Below are 17,304 nucleotides of genomic sequence, written 5' to 3'. Positions count from 1 at the left end.
AGCAGATCCTCACTTAAACGTATCAGCGATTTCTTCTAGAATATCGGCTACTGTTTGTTAAATGGCAAACACGGCAGGCGTAAAGCGGCGCAGGGTTACGGCGTCCATGGTGGCGGAGCGGGCCGGGGTTTCGGTTGCTACCGTCAGCTACGTCCTCAACGACGCGCCCAATCAGACCATCACACCGGCCACCCGTGAGCGCGTCCTGGAAGCGGTGCGCGAACTGGACTACGCGCCTTCCTCTGCCGCCCGCGCCCTGCGGCTGGGCCGAAACGACGTCGTGCTCCTGGTGCTGCCGGACTGGCCGCCGAGCCTCGCGGTAGCCCAGCTGAGCGATGCCCTCGCAACCGAGCTCGCAGGCCAGGGATTGCGCCTTGTGACAGAACGGGAAGGGGCAGGGCCCTCCCGGACCTGGCGAACGCTCTCCCCCGCCGCAGTATTGAAATTCGGCGACCTTGACGAAGAGGACAAGGCAGCCATGAAGGCGGCGGGAATCATGGCGATTGACCGCCTCGTCATTACCCGGAACCCCACTGCTGTCCCCCACTTCTCTCAGCAGGCCATCGGCGCAGCGCAGGTCAAGCACCTCTACGATCGCGGACACCGAAACATCGCCTACGCAGCTGCCACCGGCGCGGCCTTTCAGCCGTTCAGCGACCTCCGGAAAGCAGGAGCCACCGAAGCCTGCACCGAACTTGGCATCGATGATGTCGCCGAGTGGCACATGGAGGACGCCGGCGCTGAACCCGGTGCCTGGTTCACCAAGGCGCTCAAGGAGCGCGGCCCCATCACGGCGGTGGCCGCCTTCAATGACGAGGTTGCCGCTGCCCTGCTGGCCACTGCACGCACCAACGGGGTAGAGGTCCCGGCGTCGCTGGCCGTCATCGGCGTCGATGACCAGCCCATGTCCCGGTTTACCGATCCTCCACTGTCGTCCGTACGGCAGAACTCCGAGCGGATGGCCGGCCACCTCGCGGAGATGATCCGCGCATCACTGGCACGCAAGCCCCTTCCGGAGCCTCCTGGAGCCGGCGTCCTCGACGTGGTAACACGCAGGTCAACCTAAACCCCTTGCGCACCCCGCCATCACTGCGTATCGTGTGTCCTGTCACTTAAACGACTAAGTGACATAAAAATCTTTCGGTACCCCTGCCCAAAGTTCCGACTAGTACTTATACGCTTAAGTTCGGATCAATGAAGATCGGATAGTTCATGAACAACCACATTGCCTCTCCCTCCGCGGCGGAGGCTTCGGCGCCGGGCATTGCAGCTCCTGCGCTGCCTGCCGCTCATACTGATTCGCCTCTGCCACGGGTTCGGATGCGTTTCATCTTCGCGTTCGCCTTTGCCTACGCGGGGTTCTGGATCGCCTGCCTGATGCCAGGGGTGGTGACGTTGGCGCTGAAGGTTCAGACGCTTGTCGGCCCGGATGCGGCCGCAGGCTCCCTGAGCCTGATCGCGGGGGTCGGTGTGCTGCTGCCGCTGGTGGTCATGCCGGTCGTTGGCCGCCTCAGTGACCGTACAACGGCACGGATCGGAATGCGCCGGCCATATTTGCTGGTCGGAGCCGCCGGTGTCCTGGCTTTCGGCGTGGTCATGGGCCTGGCGCCGAATGTGCCGGTCCTGCTGGCCGCCTACGCGCTGTACAGTGTTGCGGCAAATTTCATCGGCACGCCCCTTCTGGCAGTGATCTCGGACCGGGTCCCCGTCGAACAGCGCGGTGTTGTATCGGGACTTGTCGGCCTGACCCTGCCGCTGGGCATGATCGGTGGAACATTCATCATCCAACTGGTGGCAGCGAGCACGCTGCTGACGTTCCTTCTTCCCCCGATGATCGCCGCATTGTCAGTCATCGTCTTCATCGCCCTCGTCAATGACCGTCGCCTGCCCAAAGATGCACCCAAGCCAAAGCTGTCAATCCGCGAGATCGCATCATCATTCTGGGTGAACCCGCGACGCCACCCGGACTTCGCCTGGGCATGGTTCAGCCGGCTGCTCTTTGTCACCGCGTACGGCTTCCTCACCACCTACCAGGCGTTCTACCTGCTCAACCACATCGGTTCGCGCCCTGAAGAAATCCCTCAGCAGATCTTCTTCGCCACCGTGGCACTGTCGGTCACGACAATCCTCACCAGCATGATCGGCGGCAAGCTCTCGGACTTCCTCCGCCGGCGCAAGGCCTTCGTTCTCACCTCCGCAGCCGTCTACGGCGTCGCGCTGATCATCGCCTCCCTCGTGACCGGGTTCAACGGATTCCTGCTCGCGATGGGCATCGCCGGTATCGGCTACGGCGCTTTCCTCGCCGTGGACCTGGCTCTGGTCACCGACGTTCTCCCGGACAAGAACAACGCAGGCAAGGACATGGCCGTGTTCAACATGTCCAGCACACTCGCCAACGCCGTAGCTCCGGCGATCGCACCGATTGTCCTTCTGATCGGCGGCGGCTCCTACTCCGCGCTGTTCCTGGTAGCCGGTGCTGTAGCGATCGCAGGCGGCATCGCTATTCTTCCCGTCCGCAGCGTCCGCTGACAGCCGTCCCCCACATCAAACCGATACCTGAAGGAATAGAGCCTTGCCCATTGATCCGGCACTAATCCCCCTGCGGCCCTCCTGGACCCACCTCCCAGCCACTATTGACGATCCCCTGCAGTTCAGGGAATCGGTGGACAGGGCAAGCGACGAAGGTTTCGACCAGTTCACTCTGCCTGGCCCAACCGTTCCCAAGCGTAAAGTCGTGCAGATCGGTTCGGGCGATGAAATGTTCAGCGCCATCGTCTATTGGCCGGCAACCGAAGGCCCCCACCCGGTGCATTTGTTTCTTCACGGCGGCGGCTGGAGCATTGGCAGCGCGTTCTCCCGCGATTCAGAAGCTGTCAGCCGTCACCGGGCCGTGCAGGCGAACTGCATCGTTGTGAACGTGGACTACCGGAAGGCTCCGGAGCACCCCTACCCGGCGCCGGTCCATGATCTGCTTGCTGCCATCGACTGGCTAGCTGAGCACTGTACGGAACTTGGGGCGCTGCCTGGAGCGATTACCGTAGGAGGCCAATCCTCGGGGGCAAACATCGTTGCTGCGGCCACGCTCGCCCTGCGCAACGAAGGGCGCATCGACGTCAGCCACCAGATCCTTGAAGTCCCTGTGCTTGACCTGTCCCATGCCATTCCCCGCGAACAGGGCGATGAATTGCCGCTGTCCCTATCGGATGTGTACACCTTCAGCGCGATGTACCTCAACGGGAGCGATCCGAACGATCCGCTCGCTTCCCCTCTCCTGGCCACAGATTTACAGGGACTGCCACCGGCATACATTGCCGTAGCTGAGTACGACGTGCTGCGGATTGATGGGGAGCAATATGCCGCCCGGCTGCGCACCGCAGGAGTGGAAACCCGGCTCTACCTGGGGCGGGGGCATGTCCACATGTCTCCGTCCATGACCCGCCTGCTGCCATCAGCACGGGACTGGCAGGCGGCAACCACCCAGGAACTCCTCCGTGCCAACACCGCCTTGCAGGACGGAACAGGACGGCTGCTTTCCAACACGATCCAGTCCCTGGCTTAGCCACAGGCGCCAAAACTACGCCCTAAGAGCCCCGTCGGGGAACCATCTGCTGGCCCGCCCGGCACCAGCCGAAATCAGAGGAGCCCAGGGCAGATGGCGCAGTTCCAACAAGGTACCGATTGGCGGGGTCAGCAACAAGAAGTGCAGGCAGCAGCGCTGCAGCAGCAAACCTCGTGGCAACTGACCCCGCCAGGCCCGAAAGGCTTGTTAGTGAGTTACTTCGTACTCCCACTCAGCAGGTTGCTGCTGGTGCAACCGCCAGTAATGCTCCGCGATCTCATCCGGATCCCATGGGCCGCCGGGGGCAACGGGCCCTCCGGAAACAGTCACGGTGGCGACATGCAGACCCTTGGGCCCCAGTTCGTTCCCCAGCAATGCGGCCAAAGATCGAAGAGCTGCTTTGCCTAACGAGAGGCTGGTCAGCATGGGTGAGGGTGTGGGCATGCCGCCCGTAAACAGCAAGGTACCTCCTGCGGATGCCATCTTTTCGCCCAGAAGTACTGCCGCGGTCATCCCACCCAGGACATTCGTCTCCCAGGTTGCGAGCAGCTCCTTGCGGTCAAGCTCGCCGGGTTCGTCCATCCGGACGACTGCGGCGTTGCGCACCAGGACGTCAGGGATGCCGTGCTGCTGCTCAATGCGGGCGATGGCGCGTGTGAGTTGTTGTTCGTCGCCTGCGTCGGCAAGCTCCCCTACAACCTCGCACCCTGTTGAGGAGAGCTCGGCAATGATCGGGTCCAGGGTCTTCTGTGTCCGGGCGATCAAAGCCACAGAAAAGTTCTCACATGCGAATCGACGAGCCACAGCAGTGCCGATTCCAGGTCCTGCTCCGATGATGGTGATGTTGTTCATGCTCCGAACCTAAGGGTTCACGCCAGTGTCAAGGTCAAGCAGAGAAAGGGAAAAAGTATGAAAATCGGAGACCTGGCAGCGCAGGCCGGTGTCACCCGACGTCAGATCCGGTACTACGAGGATCAGGGCCTCCTGCAGCCGAGGCGTGACAAGGCCGGGTATCGGGTTTTCCTCGAATCGGACGTGCCGAAGGTAGCAAGAATCCGTGCCCTGCTGGCCACAGGACTGGGCACGGCGGCGATCGGACGAATCCTCACGTGCTCCACTCAGGATGCACCCGAGAAAATCCCGGCGTGCGGCGCAACACTGCAAGAACTCTCTCAACAGCGCACCCGGCTAAAGAGCCAGGCAGCCGATTTGAGCAATGCGATGGTGCGCCTTGAGGCTCTCATTGCCGAAGCATCCGCTTAACTCCACCCTCGTATCCACGCACGGTCAGGAGAACCGGAACTAATGGACGGACAACTTGGAACTGGGGACCATGGCGGTTCGGTGCTGAATGCGGCGAGGGCGGATATGGAGTTCAAGACCTCCCTTCCGGCGCTCCGGCACTACCTCGAGAACCTCCTGGCGGCCTTTGCCCACGCTGTCGTTTCCCGGGACGACCAGTACCTGGACGGGCTGATGAAAGGGGTCACCGTCCGCCTGGAGGGGTGCCTCGCATGTACCGGCAGTCGGCCGGGCGCCGGGCACATCATCTCCTGGTTCAGCGTTGGCTCGGTCTCGAGGCGGCAGACCGTGACCAACCTGAGTGTTCATTTCGAGGAGGGCTTCGTCCTCTACAGCGCCATCTATCAGGACTGGGAAACGACTCCAGCGCCCCGCTGCATTGCGATGGGCACCTACCGCGGCAGGCTCAAACCCGAACGCCAGGTATGGAGGTGGGTCGAACACTCCGCACAGCGAATCTCGGGGTGCCCACAGTTCTGCCCAGATACGGCCGCCCCTGCAGCCGTACGTTGGAACATCCCACGTCCGGGCATCGACACCTACCCGGCCTCCGTCCCGTGACCGGCTTCATTCCCGGAGTAAGGGCCACGGCACGATCTGATCAGGCACGGGCGCCTCAACAGAAACTCCACATCGAGGCAGCGCCGGCTCTGCTGGACTTCAACTTCAATCAATCCCCCGGGCCGCCGACGGCACGGCGGCTGCAACATCCGTGCCCATATACCTCGGGCCGGTGGGAGCATGCGGTGCCGGTGAGGGCCGCGGAATCCGTGCGACAACCTGCGAATGCGGGACCACCAGGCGGCTACCGAGATGAAAGATGTGGACATGGACGTTGAACTTCGTCATCTTAGGGCGTTTGCTGCAGTCGCCAGAGCGCATTCCTACACCGCCGCAAGCAGAAGCCTGCTCATCACTCAGCCGGCTCTGACCAGGGCGGTCCAGCAGCTGGAGGTTGCGACCGGCACCCAGCTTCTGCAGCGCAATTCACGCTCCGTGGAGCTGACGGTTGCCGGCGCGGATTTTTACGAGAAGGTCCTCGCGATTCTGGGTGATCTTGACCGCACCGTGCAGTCAATGCGCGGCGAGCAGGAGTTCCGGGTCGGCTTCCAGTGGGTGCTCCCTGTCCCGTGGGCGACCCAGGCGGTCAGTGAGTTTGAGAGGGCGACGGGGGTAGCTACCAGGCTCCTGCGCCGTGACGACGTCGGGCCCCATCTGGAGCGGGGCGAGCTTGATGTCGCTGTCACCCGGACGAGGCTGAAAGACGATGATCTGGAGCACGTATTGCTCTTCAGTGAGGAACGCGTGGCAGTATTTGCGGCCGGATCCGGATTCGCCCTGAGGCAGGGCACCAGTTGGCAGGAGCTCGCGCGTTGTCCCCTGGTCATCAACACCGTCAACGGCACGACCCAGCCTGAGCTGTGGCCGCCTGAAGACCGTCCGCAACACCTCGTCTTGTGCGAGAACTTTGACGAGTGGCTCCATCTGGTAGCCACCGGCAGAGGCGTTGGCGCCCTGCCCCGATCTGCCGCCCGCTCTACCCAGCACCCTGACCTGAAGTTCGCCCGCATGAGCGGGGCTCCCGACGTACCGGTGTGGTTGGCCTTTCAGCCCCGAAAGTGCAGTGCCTTGGTCCGTAAATTTGTCTCCATCGGGGTTGCCGTCGGTGCACAGGAAGGCCTGTAGCTGACAGCGGCAGCGGTCCCTCGGCCGGCTTAATAGGGTCAGGCACATCAGGGCCGGATGGCCGGCCCTGATGTGCCTGTTTGTTATCCCTTCGGAGGTTCTAAACCCCTGCTGCTTGCGGTGGTTTGTCAGGCTTGTTGCTCAACTTCCAGTTGCTGCATGCTGGCGCCGCCAGCCATGAGGTCGATCACTTCCGCTGCGTCTTTTTCGCCCCGGGCGAAGGAGGCTACCTGCTTGCCATGGGCGATGACTGCGAAATGGTCCCCGACCCGCAAAGCATGGTGCGCCTGGTGCGTGATCAGGACGACGCCCACTCCGCGGTCCCGGGCGGACTCGATGGCTTTGAGGACCGTTTCCGATTCCCGAACGCCCAAAGCGGAGGTTGGTTCGTCGAGGATCAGGACGTTGGCCCCGAAATGCATGGCCCTGGCGATGACCAGTGCCTGGCGTTCCCCGCCTGACATGGTGCCCACGAGCTGGTCTGCGTCGGCAACCCGCCGGATTCCCAGTGCTGCGATTTCCTGCAGTGCAATTTGTGAGGCTTTCCCGTTGTCCATGCGGCGGAACGGGCCCCATCCCTTCGTGGGTTCGGCGCCGAGGAAGAAATTGCGGGCCACGCTCATCAACGGAATGGTTCCTGCTCCTTGATGGACGGTGGCTATTCCGCGGCCCAGCGCATCGCGGGGGCTTTCGAGCGTGACTGGTGTCCCGTCAATCAGCATCTCGCCCTCGGTCGGGGTGTAGACGCCGGAGAGGATTTTGATCAGTGTGGACTTTCCGGCTCCGTTGTGGCCGAGCAGGCACAGCACTTGTCCTGGCCGGACGGCCAGCGATACATCGGCCACTGCGGTGACGCCGGTGAAGCGTTTGGTGACGCCACGCAGTTCGATCAGGGGGGCATCCGTGGCTGTCACGGCCCCGGTGGGGTTCAATGTCATCAGGTCACCTACTTGTCAGGGCTAGTTTGCGGAAATAGTTGTTCGCAATGACGGCGACCAGGAGCAGGGCGCCGAGGAACAACTGGGCGTAGTCGGTGTTCCATCCCGTATAGAAGATGCCGATGTTGACGATGCCGTATGTGGCGACGCCTAACAGCACTCCGAGCATGGAGCCGTAGCCGCCTTGCAGCAGGACACCGCCGATGACGGCGGCGATGACCGCGTCGAAAACGAAGGCCCTTCCGCGGGTGACGTCTCCGCCGTTGAACGCAATCGTCTGCATGATGCCGACCAGGGCCGCGCCGAAGGAGGTTCCCATGAAGAGGATGATTTTGATCCGTGCCACCGGGACGCCGGCTTCACTGGCGACTTCCAGCGACCCGCCGGTTGCATAGACCCAGTTCCCGAAGCGGGTCCTGGTCAGGATCCATGCTGCCACGACGGTGATCCCGATCCACCACAGCAGGGATGACTGGAACGGCCCGATTTTTGATGCGAACAAGGCCTGCATGACCGGGTCAGGTCCCAGGGACACGGCAGTCGTTCCGGACAAGGCTCTCGAGAAGCCCAGTGCGGCGCCGCCGATGACCAGCTGGGTGCCCAGCGTCACGATGAACGACGGGAGCTTGGTCCGGGTCGTCACAATCCCGTTGACCAGGCCGACGAGGAGGCTGAACGCCAGGGCCAGGACAATGGAGATCCACTGGGGAATACCGTAGGTGCCGCTGCTGATGGCCACGATCATTGATGCGGCGCCGATGGTGGAGCCGATCGAGAGGTCGAATTCGCCGGCGATGAGCAGCAACGCGACAGGAGCGGCGATGATGCCCAGTTCCGCGGCTGTATCAAGCCAGCTGGCGGTGCCCTCCAGGGAAACGAACCCGGCGCCGGAAGCGGTGACCATAAAGAAGGCATAGACGGCGACGGCGCCGACCAGGGCCCCGAACTCAGGGCGTCGAAGTGTCCGGCCGGCAAGGGTCCGCGGACGGGGACCGGCACCGCCTTCGGTGGGCTTAGCGGTCTGTGGTTTGGTCTTTACTGGCGTGGACATCTTGATGCCTCTCGTACGGGTCGGGCACTGATCACCTGGCACGGTGACGGGAACAGGCGGCTACGACGCTCCACGGATGCCCTTGGATTCTTCGTTGACCTTGATGACGTCTGCCACGTTGTCTTTGGTGATGGCGCGGGGCCCGGTGAGGATGGTGCCCACGGGGGCGATACCGTAGCGGACGTACTGCGCTGCCATCTGGACCGAGTAGTAGGACTGGAGATAGGGCTGGGAGTCCAGAGCGAAAGCCATGGAGCCGGACTGGATGTCTTTGAGGACCTGTGTGGAGACGTCGCCGGTACCGATGGTGATCTTGCGTCCCACATTGTCCGAAGCGGTCCTGGCGTTCTGGGCCACGGCACTTCCGAAAACAAAGACTCCGCCGATGCTTTGATCCGCTTTCAGTGCACCCTCAATGGCCTGGGTGACTTTTGTGGGGTTGGTCGAGTCGGCGTAAGGGATGGTGATGGTGGCCGTTGACTTGCCCTGTTCCTTCATGCCGGTCTCCAGTCCCCCACAGGCCTGTTCCAGGAAAGGGTTTCCGGGCACGGGATTGACGCACAAGACCTTGTCGACATTCCGTTCGCCCATTTCCTTGGCGGCTTCCTTGCCGACTGGGCCGGCCTCCAGGCCTACGTAAGCGAGAGCACCAAGTTCCTGCCAGTTATCGGCTCCGGTGTTGTGGACGATGACGGGGATGCCTGCATCCGCCGCTTCCTTGATGACGGGGTTCTCCGCATCGGGGAAGAAGTTCGCCACCACGATGGCGTCCGGCTTCTTGTTGATGGCATCGCGGATGAGCCTGGCCAAGGTGGGTCCTGACCCTTCTTTGGACGACGATGGGCTCAGGTACTGGGTGGTGACACCAAGCTGCTTGGCTGCGTCGTCGGTTCCGCGCTTCAAGGCGCTGAAGAACGGGTCGTCCAAGGGACCCGAAACCACAATAATGTTGACGTCCTTCTCGCCGCCGGCGGAATTGTTGGCGTTGTTGTTGCTGGGGGCGCATGCCGCACTGGTGACAGCGATGGATGCGGCAATGAGTACGGCTGCGGACTTGCGGGACCTTAAAAGACGAAACACTGATGCTCCTTTGATGCGGGAATGGGAGATGCCCGGCAAGAACGGCCAGGGGTCCCGAAGAGAGATGCAAATTTGACGTTAGCTGGATCACATTGCCGTGAGAAATGCCTGTTTTGGCGCAGCTATGCGTCCCGGACATCGATTCTCTTGGGCATGTTCACGAACAGTGGAGCGGCACAGGAACCGGCAGCACTGCACGTGTGGCGGCAAGCTATGTGGCTGTGCAGCTGGCGACAACAACCGCGTCATCAAGCCCCGGTCAAACGATGGCATGCACGAGCGCGCCCTCACATCACAGTGTGGGAGAAGTGTTTGTCAGTGGGTAGTTTGCGCGGCCGGATGCGGCCAGTGTTCCTGCTCCATGGTCAGTCCAAAGGGAACGGTGCTGTCCAAAACGACCGTGAATACGTTGTAGTCGTGCCGGGTGACGAGGATGCCTTCGCCCCGTCCGGACGTTATCGCTCGTTGCCTGGCGGCGGACACCGCGTCGTCGAGTCGTTGTTCCAGCTCGGAACGGCTGGATGCGGTGATAGTTATTGGGGTGTCAGATGTTGGCGTCATTGTTCTGTCCCGTTTGGGGGTTGGGGCTGCACTGCTGGGTGCAGGCGGTCTGACCGGCGGCGCTGAAGGGCCGCGGTTGGGGGATGTTCCACTGTTGCCCTCGGCCGTTGCGCGCTCATTCGTCAGAGGAATGGCCGCGGCGTGTTTGGGGCCATGAAGTACTGCAGCAGGAAGGCGCTGCAGTTTGCCTGCCGAGGCAGGATCAGCGGGAGGCGGGTTCCCTGTCGGCGGACTTGGAGGTCGCTTCGACCTGCTCCAGGAAGCGTGCCATGGCTGGCGAGAGGGTTGCGTCCGTCCTTCGGATGAACGCGGTCTGCGACCGGGCGATGCCTTCATCAAGCGGGTGCATGGCCACCTGGTCACGGGAAGCCCAGCCGGATACAACTTTCCGCGGCAGCAGGGTGATGCCCATTCCGGCCGCGACGCAGCCGAGGATGCCTTCGAGTGTTCCGAATTCCATCACGGCGGGGGCGTTGACCCCCTGCGAGCCCATGAGTGTCAGCAGGCGCCCCCGGTAGGAGCAGCCGGAGCGGAATACCAGGACTTTTTGTCCGCTGACGAGGGCGCTCTCCGGGCTGATCTCGTGCCGGGACGTCACCAGGACGAGTTCTTCGGTGAAGACGACGGCTTCCTGAAGCTCGGGGTGGCCGACAGGGCCTGCGACGAAGGCTCCGTCCAGGCGGTGGTCGAGGACGCCCTGGACGAGGTCGTCGGTTGGTCCGGTCTCCAGCAGCAGGTCAACCTGGGGGCAGTCAAAGGTGTAGGCGGCCAGCAGGCCCGGCAGGCGCCACCCGGCGGTTGTTTCCATGGCTCCAATGGCCAGCCGGCCCCGGGGGTCTTCGACATCACCGATGAGGTCGATTCCCTCCCTCATCAGTTGCACGACCCTTTCGGCATAAGGAAGGAATTTTTCGCCTGCACTGGTGAGCGTTACTCCGCGGGCATGCCGCAAAAACAGGGGTACGCCGACTTCGTTTTCAAGGGCGCGGATGCGCGAGCTGATGTTGGACTGGACTGTGCGCAGTTCCTCTGAAGCCCGGGTCATTCCCTTGGCTCGCGCCACCGCGAGGAAGTACTGCAGATCGGTTGTTTCCATAACATCTCCTGCCTTGATTGTTCCATCATCGCTCATCTGTAGCGGCGATGGCTAATGGCGGGCCAGCTGCAACAACTCGGCCGGCCCGCCCTTGGCCCCTCTAGGAGGCTGGTACCGCCAGTTCACCGGTCATGTACTGGGCCCGTCCAAACCCGAAGGACCAGTCGGCCGCGGTGTTTTCGGTGATGCCGACGAAAACATCCTCGGCGGGCACGCCCACCCGGCCCAGCTTGTCGGTCAGGAGTGCAAAAAGTTGCTGCTTCACCTCAGGGGAACGTCCGGCTTGGGTGAAGATGTGAATCATCACCAGCTGCCGGGTTCGTTTGAAGCCCAAGCCTGCGTCGAGGGCGATGATCTCGTCGGGCTTGTGGGAAGTGAGGATTTGGAAGCGGTCCCCTTCGGGGATGCCGAGGATTTCCACGATGGCTTCGTGTATTGCGTCGGCCACTTCCCGGACCTGTTCGGGGGACCGGTGTTCGATCAGGTCGATTCGTACGAGGGGCACAATGTCCCGCCTTTCCTGTCGGTGGTTCTACTACCGGGCTGAGTCTATGACGCCCGTGGCGGGGCTTGTCGGGATGGGGTGTTCTTCGAACCGCAGTCCGGCGCGACGGGCCACTTCGCTGTGGGCACCCTTGCGCAGGACGATAAGGAAGACGATGAAAGTCAAGGTCGTGATGACCACCGGGTAGAGAAGTCCGGCCAGCTGATTGCCTTGCGACGATGCGCTGAGTGCGATCAGCGGTGTGAAGCCGCCAAAGACGCCGGTGCCCAGGTGGTAGGACAGGGACACCCCGGTGTAGCGGATTTGCGCGGGGAAGATTTCGACGAGGAAGGCTGCCGTGGGTCCGTAGATCATGGCAACGAAGACGATCTGGATGGTGATCGCTGCGACGATCTGAACGAAATCCCTTGCCTGGGCAGCGGTTTGGATCCAGGCGAAGAGTGGCACGTAGCCCAGGGCTGACAAGGCCAGTCCCCCGAGGATGAGGGGAGGGCGTCCGAAGCTGTCTGAGAGCCGTCCGAAAATGATGAAGAACGGGGTGCCGAGCACCAGGGCCACGCCGACGCAGATGTTTGCGCTCAGGAAGTCGACCTTCAGGACGGTTTGGAGGAAGTAGAGCGTGTAGAACTGGCTGGTGTACCAGGCAACCCCGAGGCCGGCGGTTACTCCGAACAGGGCGGCCAGCAGAAGAAGAACGCTGCGTCGGTTGGCCACGGTGTCCCGGATCGGGGATTGGGAGAGCCGGCCGGATTCGCGCATCTGCGTGAACACCGGGGACTCGTGCATTTTCAGGCGTACCTTCAAGGAGAAGACGACGAGCACGGCCGAGAGCAGGAACGGGACTCGCCATCCCCAGGCGTTGAATGCTTCTTCTCCCATAACCAGCCGGCACAGCACGATCACGGTGATGGACAGGAGCAGACCCACCGTCGCGGTGGTCTGCAGGACGCTCGTGTAGGTGCCGCGCCTGTTCGCCGGCGAGTGTTCGGCGATATAGATGGCTGCTCCGCCGTACTCCCCTCCGATGGCGAGGCCTTGGACGAGGCGGAGCAGGACGAGCAGGACGGGTGCGAACAGGCCGATGGTGGAGAAGCTGGGGAGCAGTCCGATGGCGCTTGTTGCCCCGCCCATCAGGATGAGGGTGGCGAGGAAGGTCTTCTTGCGGCCGATCCGGTCCCCCATCCGGCCGAATAGGAGCGCGCCGATCGGGCGGACGACAAAGCCGGTGCCGAAGGCGGCGATGCTGATCAGGAGGGCGGCCAGGGGGTTGCCTTCCGGGAAAAACATTCCCGAGAAGACCACTGCCAGGCTGCCGTAAATGTAGAAGTCGTACCACTCAATCAAGGTGCCGACACTGGATGCGGTGATGATTTTGCGCAGCGTGCCAGGTGCAGCCAGGGTTTCGCCGGGCGCTTGGGGAGTCTGTTTCAAAGTGGTCCTTAGCTTTTTGGGGGATGCCGGTTCGGGTGACCTGCCATTCACGCCATAAGACGGTGTCCTGCCTCCTTGACCATCTGTTCGACTACCTCGGCAGCAGGCAGTATTTCGTTGATTTGTCCCACGACTTCGCCCACGATGAGGTTGGCGATCGTGTAGTCCTGGTTTTCGACGGCGGCTTTGAAAGTTTGCTGGGCTCCGCCCAGGGTCTGACTGAGGGCTGGCTCCTGCCCGTGCCAGCGGCTGACGAAGTCGTTACGCAGCACCCTGCCGCTGTATTCCTTGGGCCAGGCCTTTTCGCGGACCAGGTCGTAGACCGAGGACCGGACGGTATCGTCTCCGCTGGCTTTGAGCGCCGTGGCATGGGCTTTGCGGGAAATCGCGGCTTCGTGGGTGGCGTAGAAGCGCGTGCCGACCAGCGCACCGTCCGCTCCGAGGGCCAGCGCCGCGGCGAGACCGCGGCCATCTCCCACGCCGCCCGCGGCAAGCAGAAGCGTTTCCGGCGCCGTGGCACTGATCAGATCGGCGACCTCCGGGACCAGGGTGAACGTGGACCGTGTCCCCAGACCATGGCCGCCGGCCTCGGCGCCCTGGGCCGACAGCGCGTCAACACCCAACTCCAGCGCCTTCCGGGCCTGTTCAACATTGTGAACCTGGCAGATCAGGGGGATGCCGGCGTTACGAATCTTGGCCACGTAGGGAGAGGGGTCACCGAAGGAGAGGAAGATGGCTTTGGGTTTCCTCTTCAGGGCGATGTCCAAAAGCTCCGGTTCCTTACCAAGGGCCCAGGTGATGAACCCGCATCCCACCGTTCCCGGCTCGACCCGGTCGAACTGGTCGATAAGCCATTGACGGTCGCCGTAGCCGCCCCCGATCAGGCCAAGGCCCCCGGCCCCTGATACTGCAGCGGCCAGGGATGCGTCCGAAACGTAGTCCATGGGTGCCAGGACGACTGGATGTTTGATGTCCAAGACCTCTGTCAGGCGAGTCTGTAAAAGCAAGGAAAAACCTCCCTAGTAACGGCAGGCCACTAACCGCCTGATCCTTTGAGACGACGCTAGTGGGACGCGTCACATCAATCCAACAGTTTGTTCTGATGCAAGCTATCTCTGACTGAGAACGCTCTGGCCAACCGAGGAGCTGATCGGAGCCGACGCCCGAGCGCGGCGACCGTTCTACTTTTCTGATGGGTCACATCAGAACAAACTGTTGGCGCGATAGCTGGGGCGCGGGCTAGCGTTTACGGACATCGAGTGCCGCACTCACGGCATTACTTCGCCGAGGCCCTGAAGGAGCATTGTGAAGACTATTGAGCACTGGATCGGCGGTGAGTACGTCCCGGCTGGGGACCTGACTGCTCCCGTGACCAACCCGGCAACCGGGAAAGTAACCGGGCAGGTGGCACTGGCGACGCTGGAGGAAGCGAATGCGGCCATCGCGTCCGCCAAGGCTGCGTTCCCTGCATGGCGGGACACCTCGCTGACAAAGCGCGCGCAGATCCTGTTCGCCTTCCGGGAATTACTGAATTCCCGTAAGAAGGAGCTCGCCGCCATCATCACCGCCGAACACGGCAAAGTTCTCGACGATGCACTTGGCGAGGTTACCCGCGGCCAGGAAGTCGTGGAGTTCGCCTGCGGCATCCCGCACCTGATCAAGGGCAGCTACACCGAAAACGCCTCCACCAAGGTCGACATCCACTCGATCCGGCAACCCCTGGGGCCCGTCGCGGTCATCAGCCCGTTCAATTTCCCGGCCATGGTGCCCATGTGGTTCTTCCCGATAGCCATCGCTGCCGGCAACACCGTTGTGATCAAGCCCAGCGAAAAGGATCCCACCGCCCTGAACTGGGTGGCCGAACTGTGGAAGGAAGCCGGCCTGCCGGACGGCGTCTTCAACGTCCTGCACGGAGACAAGGTCGCAGTTGACGCGCTGCTGCATCACCCCGACATCAAGGCCGTCTCCTTCGTCGGATCCACCCCGATCGCCAAATACGTCTATGAAACAGCTACCGCCCAATGGCAAGCGGGTCCAGGCCCTGGGTGGGGCAAAGAACCACATGATCGTGCTGCCCGACGCCGATCTTGACCTCGCCGCCGACGCTGCCATCAACGCAGGCTTCGGCTCAGCAGGCGAACGCTGCATGGCCATCTCGGCGCTCCTGGCCGTCGGCGATATCGCCGACCCACTGGTTGAGAAGATCGCTGAACGGGCCCGCGGTCTGCGCACAGGCGACGGTACCCGCGGATGCGACATGGGTCCCCTGGTCACCTCCCAGCACCGTGACAAGGTTGCCGGCTACATTGACGCCGGAGAAGAAGCAGGCGCCACACTCGTTGTCGACGGCCGCAACATCAGCCCGGACTCCGAAGGCGAGGGCTTCTTCGTAGGGCCCACCCTGTTCGATAACGTCAGCACCGACATGTCCATCTACACGGACGAAATCTTCGGGCCCGTGCTCTCCGTGGTCCGGGTCGACAGCTACGACAAAGCCCTGGCGACCATCAACGCCAACCCTTACGGCAACGGCACCGCCATCTTCACCAACGACGGCGGAGCGGCCCGGCGCTTCGAGAACGAAGTAGAGGTGGGAATGGTAGGCATCAACGTCCCCGTTCCGGTACCCATGGCCTACTACTCATTCGGCGGCTGGAAGAATTCCCTGTTCGGTGACACCCATGCCCACGGTTCCGAGGGCGTTGGCTTCTTCACCCGCGGCAAGGCCGTCACCACGCGCTGGCTGGACCCCAGCCACGGCGGCCTCAACCTGGGATTCCCGCAAAACGACTGATCAGGAACTTCCCTCTGTCCCCAGCGGGGCGGCACCATCAAGGTGATGGGGCCGTCCCGCTGAGCCGGTTCCACCACCGGTCAACACGGCAACGACACTGCAATGATGGCCATACCGGCACGTCACCCGCGAAGGCAGTCCCCACGCCACCGAGAAGGCAGGAAAGACACCCCATGTCCAACAAGAATCCAACAACCCCCGATACTACGAAGGACGCTTCCAGCGACGAGCCAAAAACTGAACTGCGCGCCACCGGCGTTCTGGCCAGCTTCGGAGCCACGGTGCCGCTGATTGCTGCCCCTATGGCCGGCGGACCCAGTACTCCGGCCCTCGTGGCAGCGGCCGCGTCAACAGGAGCCTTCGGGTTCCTTGCTGCAGGATACAAAAGCGTCGACGCGCTCTCGCAGCAGATCTCTGAAGTAAGGGCAGGGACAGAACTGTTCGGGGTCAATCTCTTTGCGCCCAACCCCGTTCCAGTCCAGCGCCAGGCATTCACCGACTACACAAAAGCTCTCGCTGAAGCGGCTTCCCGCTACGGACTGGACCTAAGCGCCGTGGAGCCCACAGAAGACGACGATGAATTCGACGACAAAGTCGAGCTCCTTGTTGCCGACCCGGTCCCCGTGGTCAGCTTCACCTTCGGTCTGCCCACAGCGGAGACAGTGCAGCGCCTGCAAAAGGCCGGCACCCAGGTATTTCAGACCGTCACCAATCCAGACGAAGCAGAACAAGCCCACGCGCTCGGCGTCAACGGACTCATCGTCCAGTCGTACAAAGCCGGCGGCCACTCCGGCACATTGACCCCGCACACCCCGGTGAAGGAAATTCCGCTCACGGAACTGCTGGCCGGCGTTCGTGCAAAGGTCCGCCTTCCCCTGTGGGCTGCAGGAGGAATCTCCACCCAGGACGGAGTCCGGGAGGTACTCACGGCCGGGGCAGAAGCGGCCGTCGTCGGCACCGTCCTGCTCCGTTCCGTCGAAAGCGGCGCCTCCGAAACCTACAAGAACGCCCTGGCCGATCCCATCAGGACCGAAACAATACTGACGACCGCTTTCTCCGGACGGCCGGCCCGTGCCCTGCGGAACGAATTCGTCAGCCAGTTCCACACCCTTGCCCCGGCAGGTTACCCCGCACTGCACCACCTCACCAGCCCGATGCGCAAGGCGGCGGCCGCCGCCGGAGATGCCGAAGGGATCAACATCTGGGCAGGGACCGGATACCGCGACGCCACAACCGAACCGGCTGCCACCATCCTGAACCGGCTGCTCGGCAGGAACAGGACACCCTAAGCGGGCAGCTGA

At 62.6% G+C, this 17,304-nt stretch carries 16 protein-coding genes and 1 pseudogene; 8 read left to right on the top strand and 9 right to left on the bottom strand.

The window, feature by feature from the left end; genetic code table 11:
• Positions 1-61 precede the first annotated feature (61 nt).
• From QF047_RS00235 to QF047_RS00225, 3 genes are all read left to right on the top strand, one after another.
• Positions 62-1,066 (top strand): LacI family DNA-binding transcriptional regulator, encoded by a 1,005-nt coding sequence (locus QF047_RS00235; protein ID WP_307272622.1) that lies wholly within the window; start codon positions 62-64, stop codon positions 1,064-1,066.
• Between the two features lie 146 nt (positions 1,067-1,212).
• Positions 1,213-2,529: an MFS transporter gene (locus QF047_RS00230; protein ID WP_307272621.1), complete on the top strand. Its 1,317-nt coding sequence runs from the start codon at positions 1,213-1,215 to the stop codon at positions 2,527-2,529.
• 43 nt (positions 2,530-2,572) lie between these two features.
• Positions 2,573-3,559, top strand: coding sequence for an alpha/beta hydrolase (locus tag QF047_RS00225; RefSeq protein WP_307272618.1), 987 nt, complete (start codon positions 2,573-2,575; stop codon positions 3,557-3,559).
• A gap of 207 nt (positions 3,560-3,766) precedes the next feature.
• Here the strand turns inward: QF047_RS00225 and QF047_RS00220 are convergent, their stop codons facing one another.
• Positions 3,767-4,411 (bottom strand): SDR family NAD(P)-dependent oxidoreductase, encoded by a 645-nt coding sequence (locus QF047_RS00220; RefSeq protein WP_307272615.1) that lies wholly within the window; start codon positions 4,409-4,411, stop codon positions 3,767-3,769.
• A 57-nt stretch (positions 4,412-4,468) separates the two neighbouring features.
• Between QF047_RS00220 and QF047_RS00215 the strand changes: the two genes are divergently transcribed.
• From QF047_RS00215 to QF047_RS00205, 3 genes are all read left to right on the top strand, one after another.
• Complete coding sequence (locus QF047_RS00215) at positions 4,469-4,822, top strand: MerR family transcriptional regulator (protein ID WP_307272613.1); 354 nt, start codon at positions 4,469-4,471, stop codon at positions 4,820-4,822.
• Between the two features lie 42 nt (positions 4,823-4,864).
• Entirely contained in the window at positions 4,865-5,422 is a 558-nt protein-coding gene (locus QF047_RS00210; protein ID WP_307272610.1) for a hypothetical protein, read from the top strand.
• A 267-nt stretch (positions 5,423-5,689) separates the two neighbouring features.
• On the top strand, positions 5,690-6,547 hold the full coding sequence (locus QF047_RS00205; RefSeq protein ID WP_307272606.1) for a LysR family transcriptional regulator: 858 nt from the start codon (positions 5,690-5,692) through the stop codon (positions 6,545-6,547).
• 128 nt (positions 6,548-6,675) lie between these two features.
• On the opposite strand, the gene QF047_RS00200 is transcribed toward QF047_RS00205, so the two are convergent.
• From QF047_RS00200 to QF047_RS00165, 8 genes are all read right to left on the bottom strand, one after another.
• Positions 6,676-7,485 (bottom strand): ATP-binding cassette domain-containing protein, encoded by an 810-nt coding sequence (locus QF047_RS00200; RefSeq protein WP_307272604.1) that lies wholly within the window; start codon positions 7,483-7,485, stop codon positions 6,676-6,678.
• 4 nt (positions 7,486-7,489) lie between these two features.
• On the bottom strand, positions 7,490-8,536 hold the full coding sequence (locus QF047_RS00195; RefSeq protein ID WP_307272602.1) for an ABC transporter permease: 1,047 nt from the start codon (positions 8,534-8,536) through the stop codon (positions 7,490-7,492).
• Positions 8,537-8,596: 60 nt separating this feature from the next.
• Positions 8,597-9,616 (bottom strand): substrate-binding domain-containing protein, encoded by a 1,020-nt coding sequence (locus QF047_RS00190; RefSeq protein WP_307272600.1) that lies wholly within the window; start codon positions 9,614-9,616, stop codon positions 8,597-8,599.
• Between the two features lie 315 nt (positions 9,617-9,931).
• Positions 9,932-10,177, bottom strand: a complete 246-nt coding sequence (locus tag QF047_RS00185) for a hypothetical protein (RefSeq protein WP_307272597.1) — start codon at positions 10,175-10,177, stop codon at positions 9,932-9,934.
• Positions 10,178-10,379: 202 nt separating this feature from the next.
• Positions 10,380-11,273 (bottom strand): LysR family transcriptional regulator, encoded by an 894-nt coding sequence (locus QF047_RS00180; RefSeq protein WP_307272595.1) that lies wholly within the window; start codon positions 11,271-11,273, stop codon positions 10,380-10,382.
• 100 nt (positions 11,274-11,373) lie between these two features.
• Complete coding sequence (locus QF047_RS00175) at positions 11,374-11,778, bottom strand: tautomerase family protein (protein ID WP_307272593.1); 405 nt, start codon at positions 11,776-11,778, stop codon at positions 11,374-11,376.
• A 30-nt stretch (positions 11,779-11,808) separates the two neighbouring features.
• Entirely contained in the window at positions 11,809-13,209 is a 1,401-nt protein-coding gene (locus tag QF047_RS00170; RefSeq protein WP_307272591.1) for an MFS transporter, read from the bottom strand.
• Between the two features lie 47 nt (positions 13,210-13,256).
• Complete coding sequence (locus QF047_RS00165; RefSeq protein WP_307272589.1) at positions 13,257-14,216, bottom strand: nitronate monooxygenase family protein; 960 nt, start codon at positions 14,214-14,216, stop codon at positions 13,257-13,259.
• A 298-nt stretch (positions 14,217-14,514) separates the two neighbouring features.
• On the opposite strand from QF047_RS00165, the pseudogene QF047_RS00160 reads away from it, so the two are divergent.
• Positions 14,515-16,003: pseudogene (locus QF047_RS00160) on the top strand (CoA-acylating methylmalonate-semialdehyde dehydrogenase).
• Between the two features lie 173 nt (positions 16,004-16,176).
• The gene (locus QF047_RS00155; protein WP_307272586.1) at positions 16,177-17,292 is read left to right on the top strand and encodes a nitronate monooxygenase family protein; all 1,116 of its coding nucleotides are present in this window, start codon (positions 16,177-16,179) and stop codon (positions 17,290-17,292) included.
• The last annotated feature ends 12 nt before the right edge of the window (positions 17,293-17,304 follow it).

This window comes from Arthrobacter sp. W4I7 (assembly GCF_030816215.1).
Classification (GTDB): Bacteria; Actinomycetota; Actinomycetes; order Actinomycetales; family Micrococcaceae; genus Arthrobacter; species Arthrobacter siccitolerans_A.
This window is presented reverse-complemented; position numbering and strand designations above follow the sequence as displayed.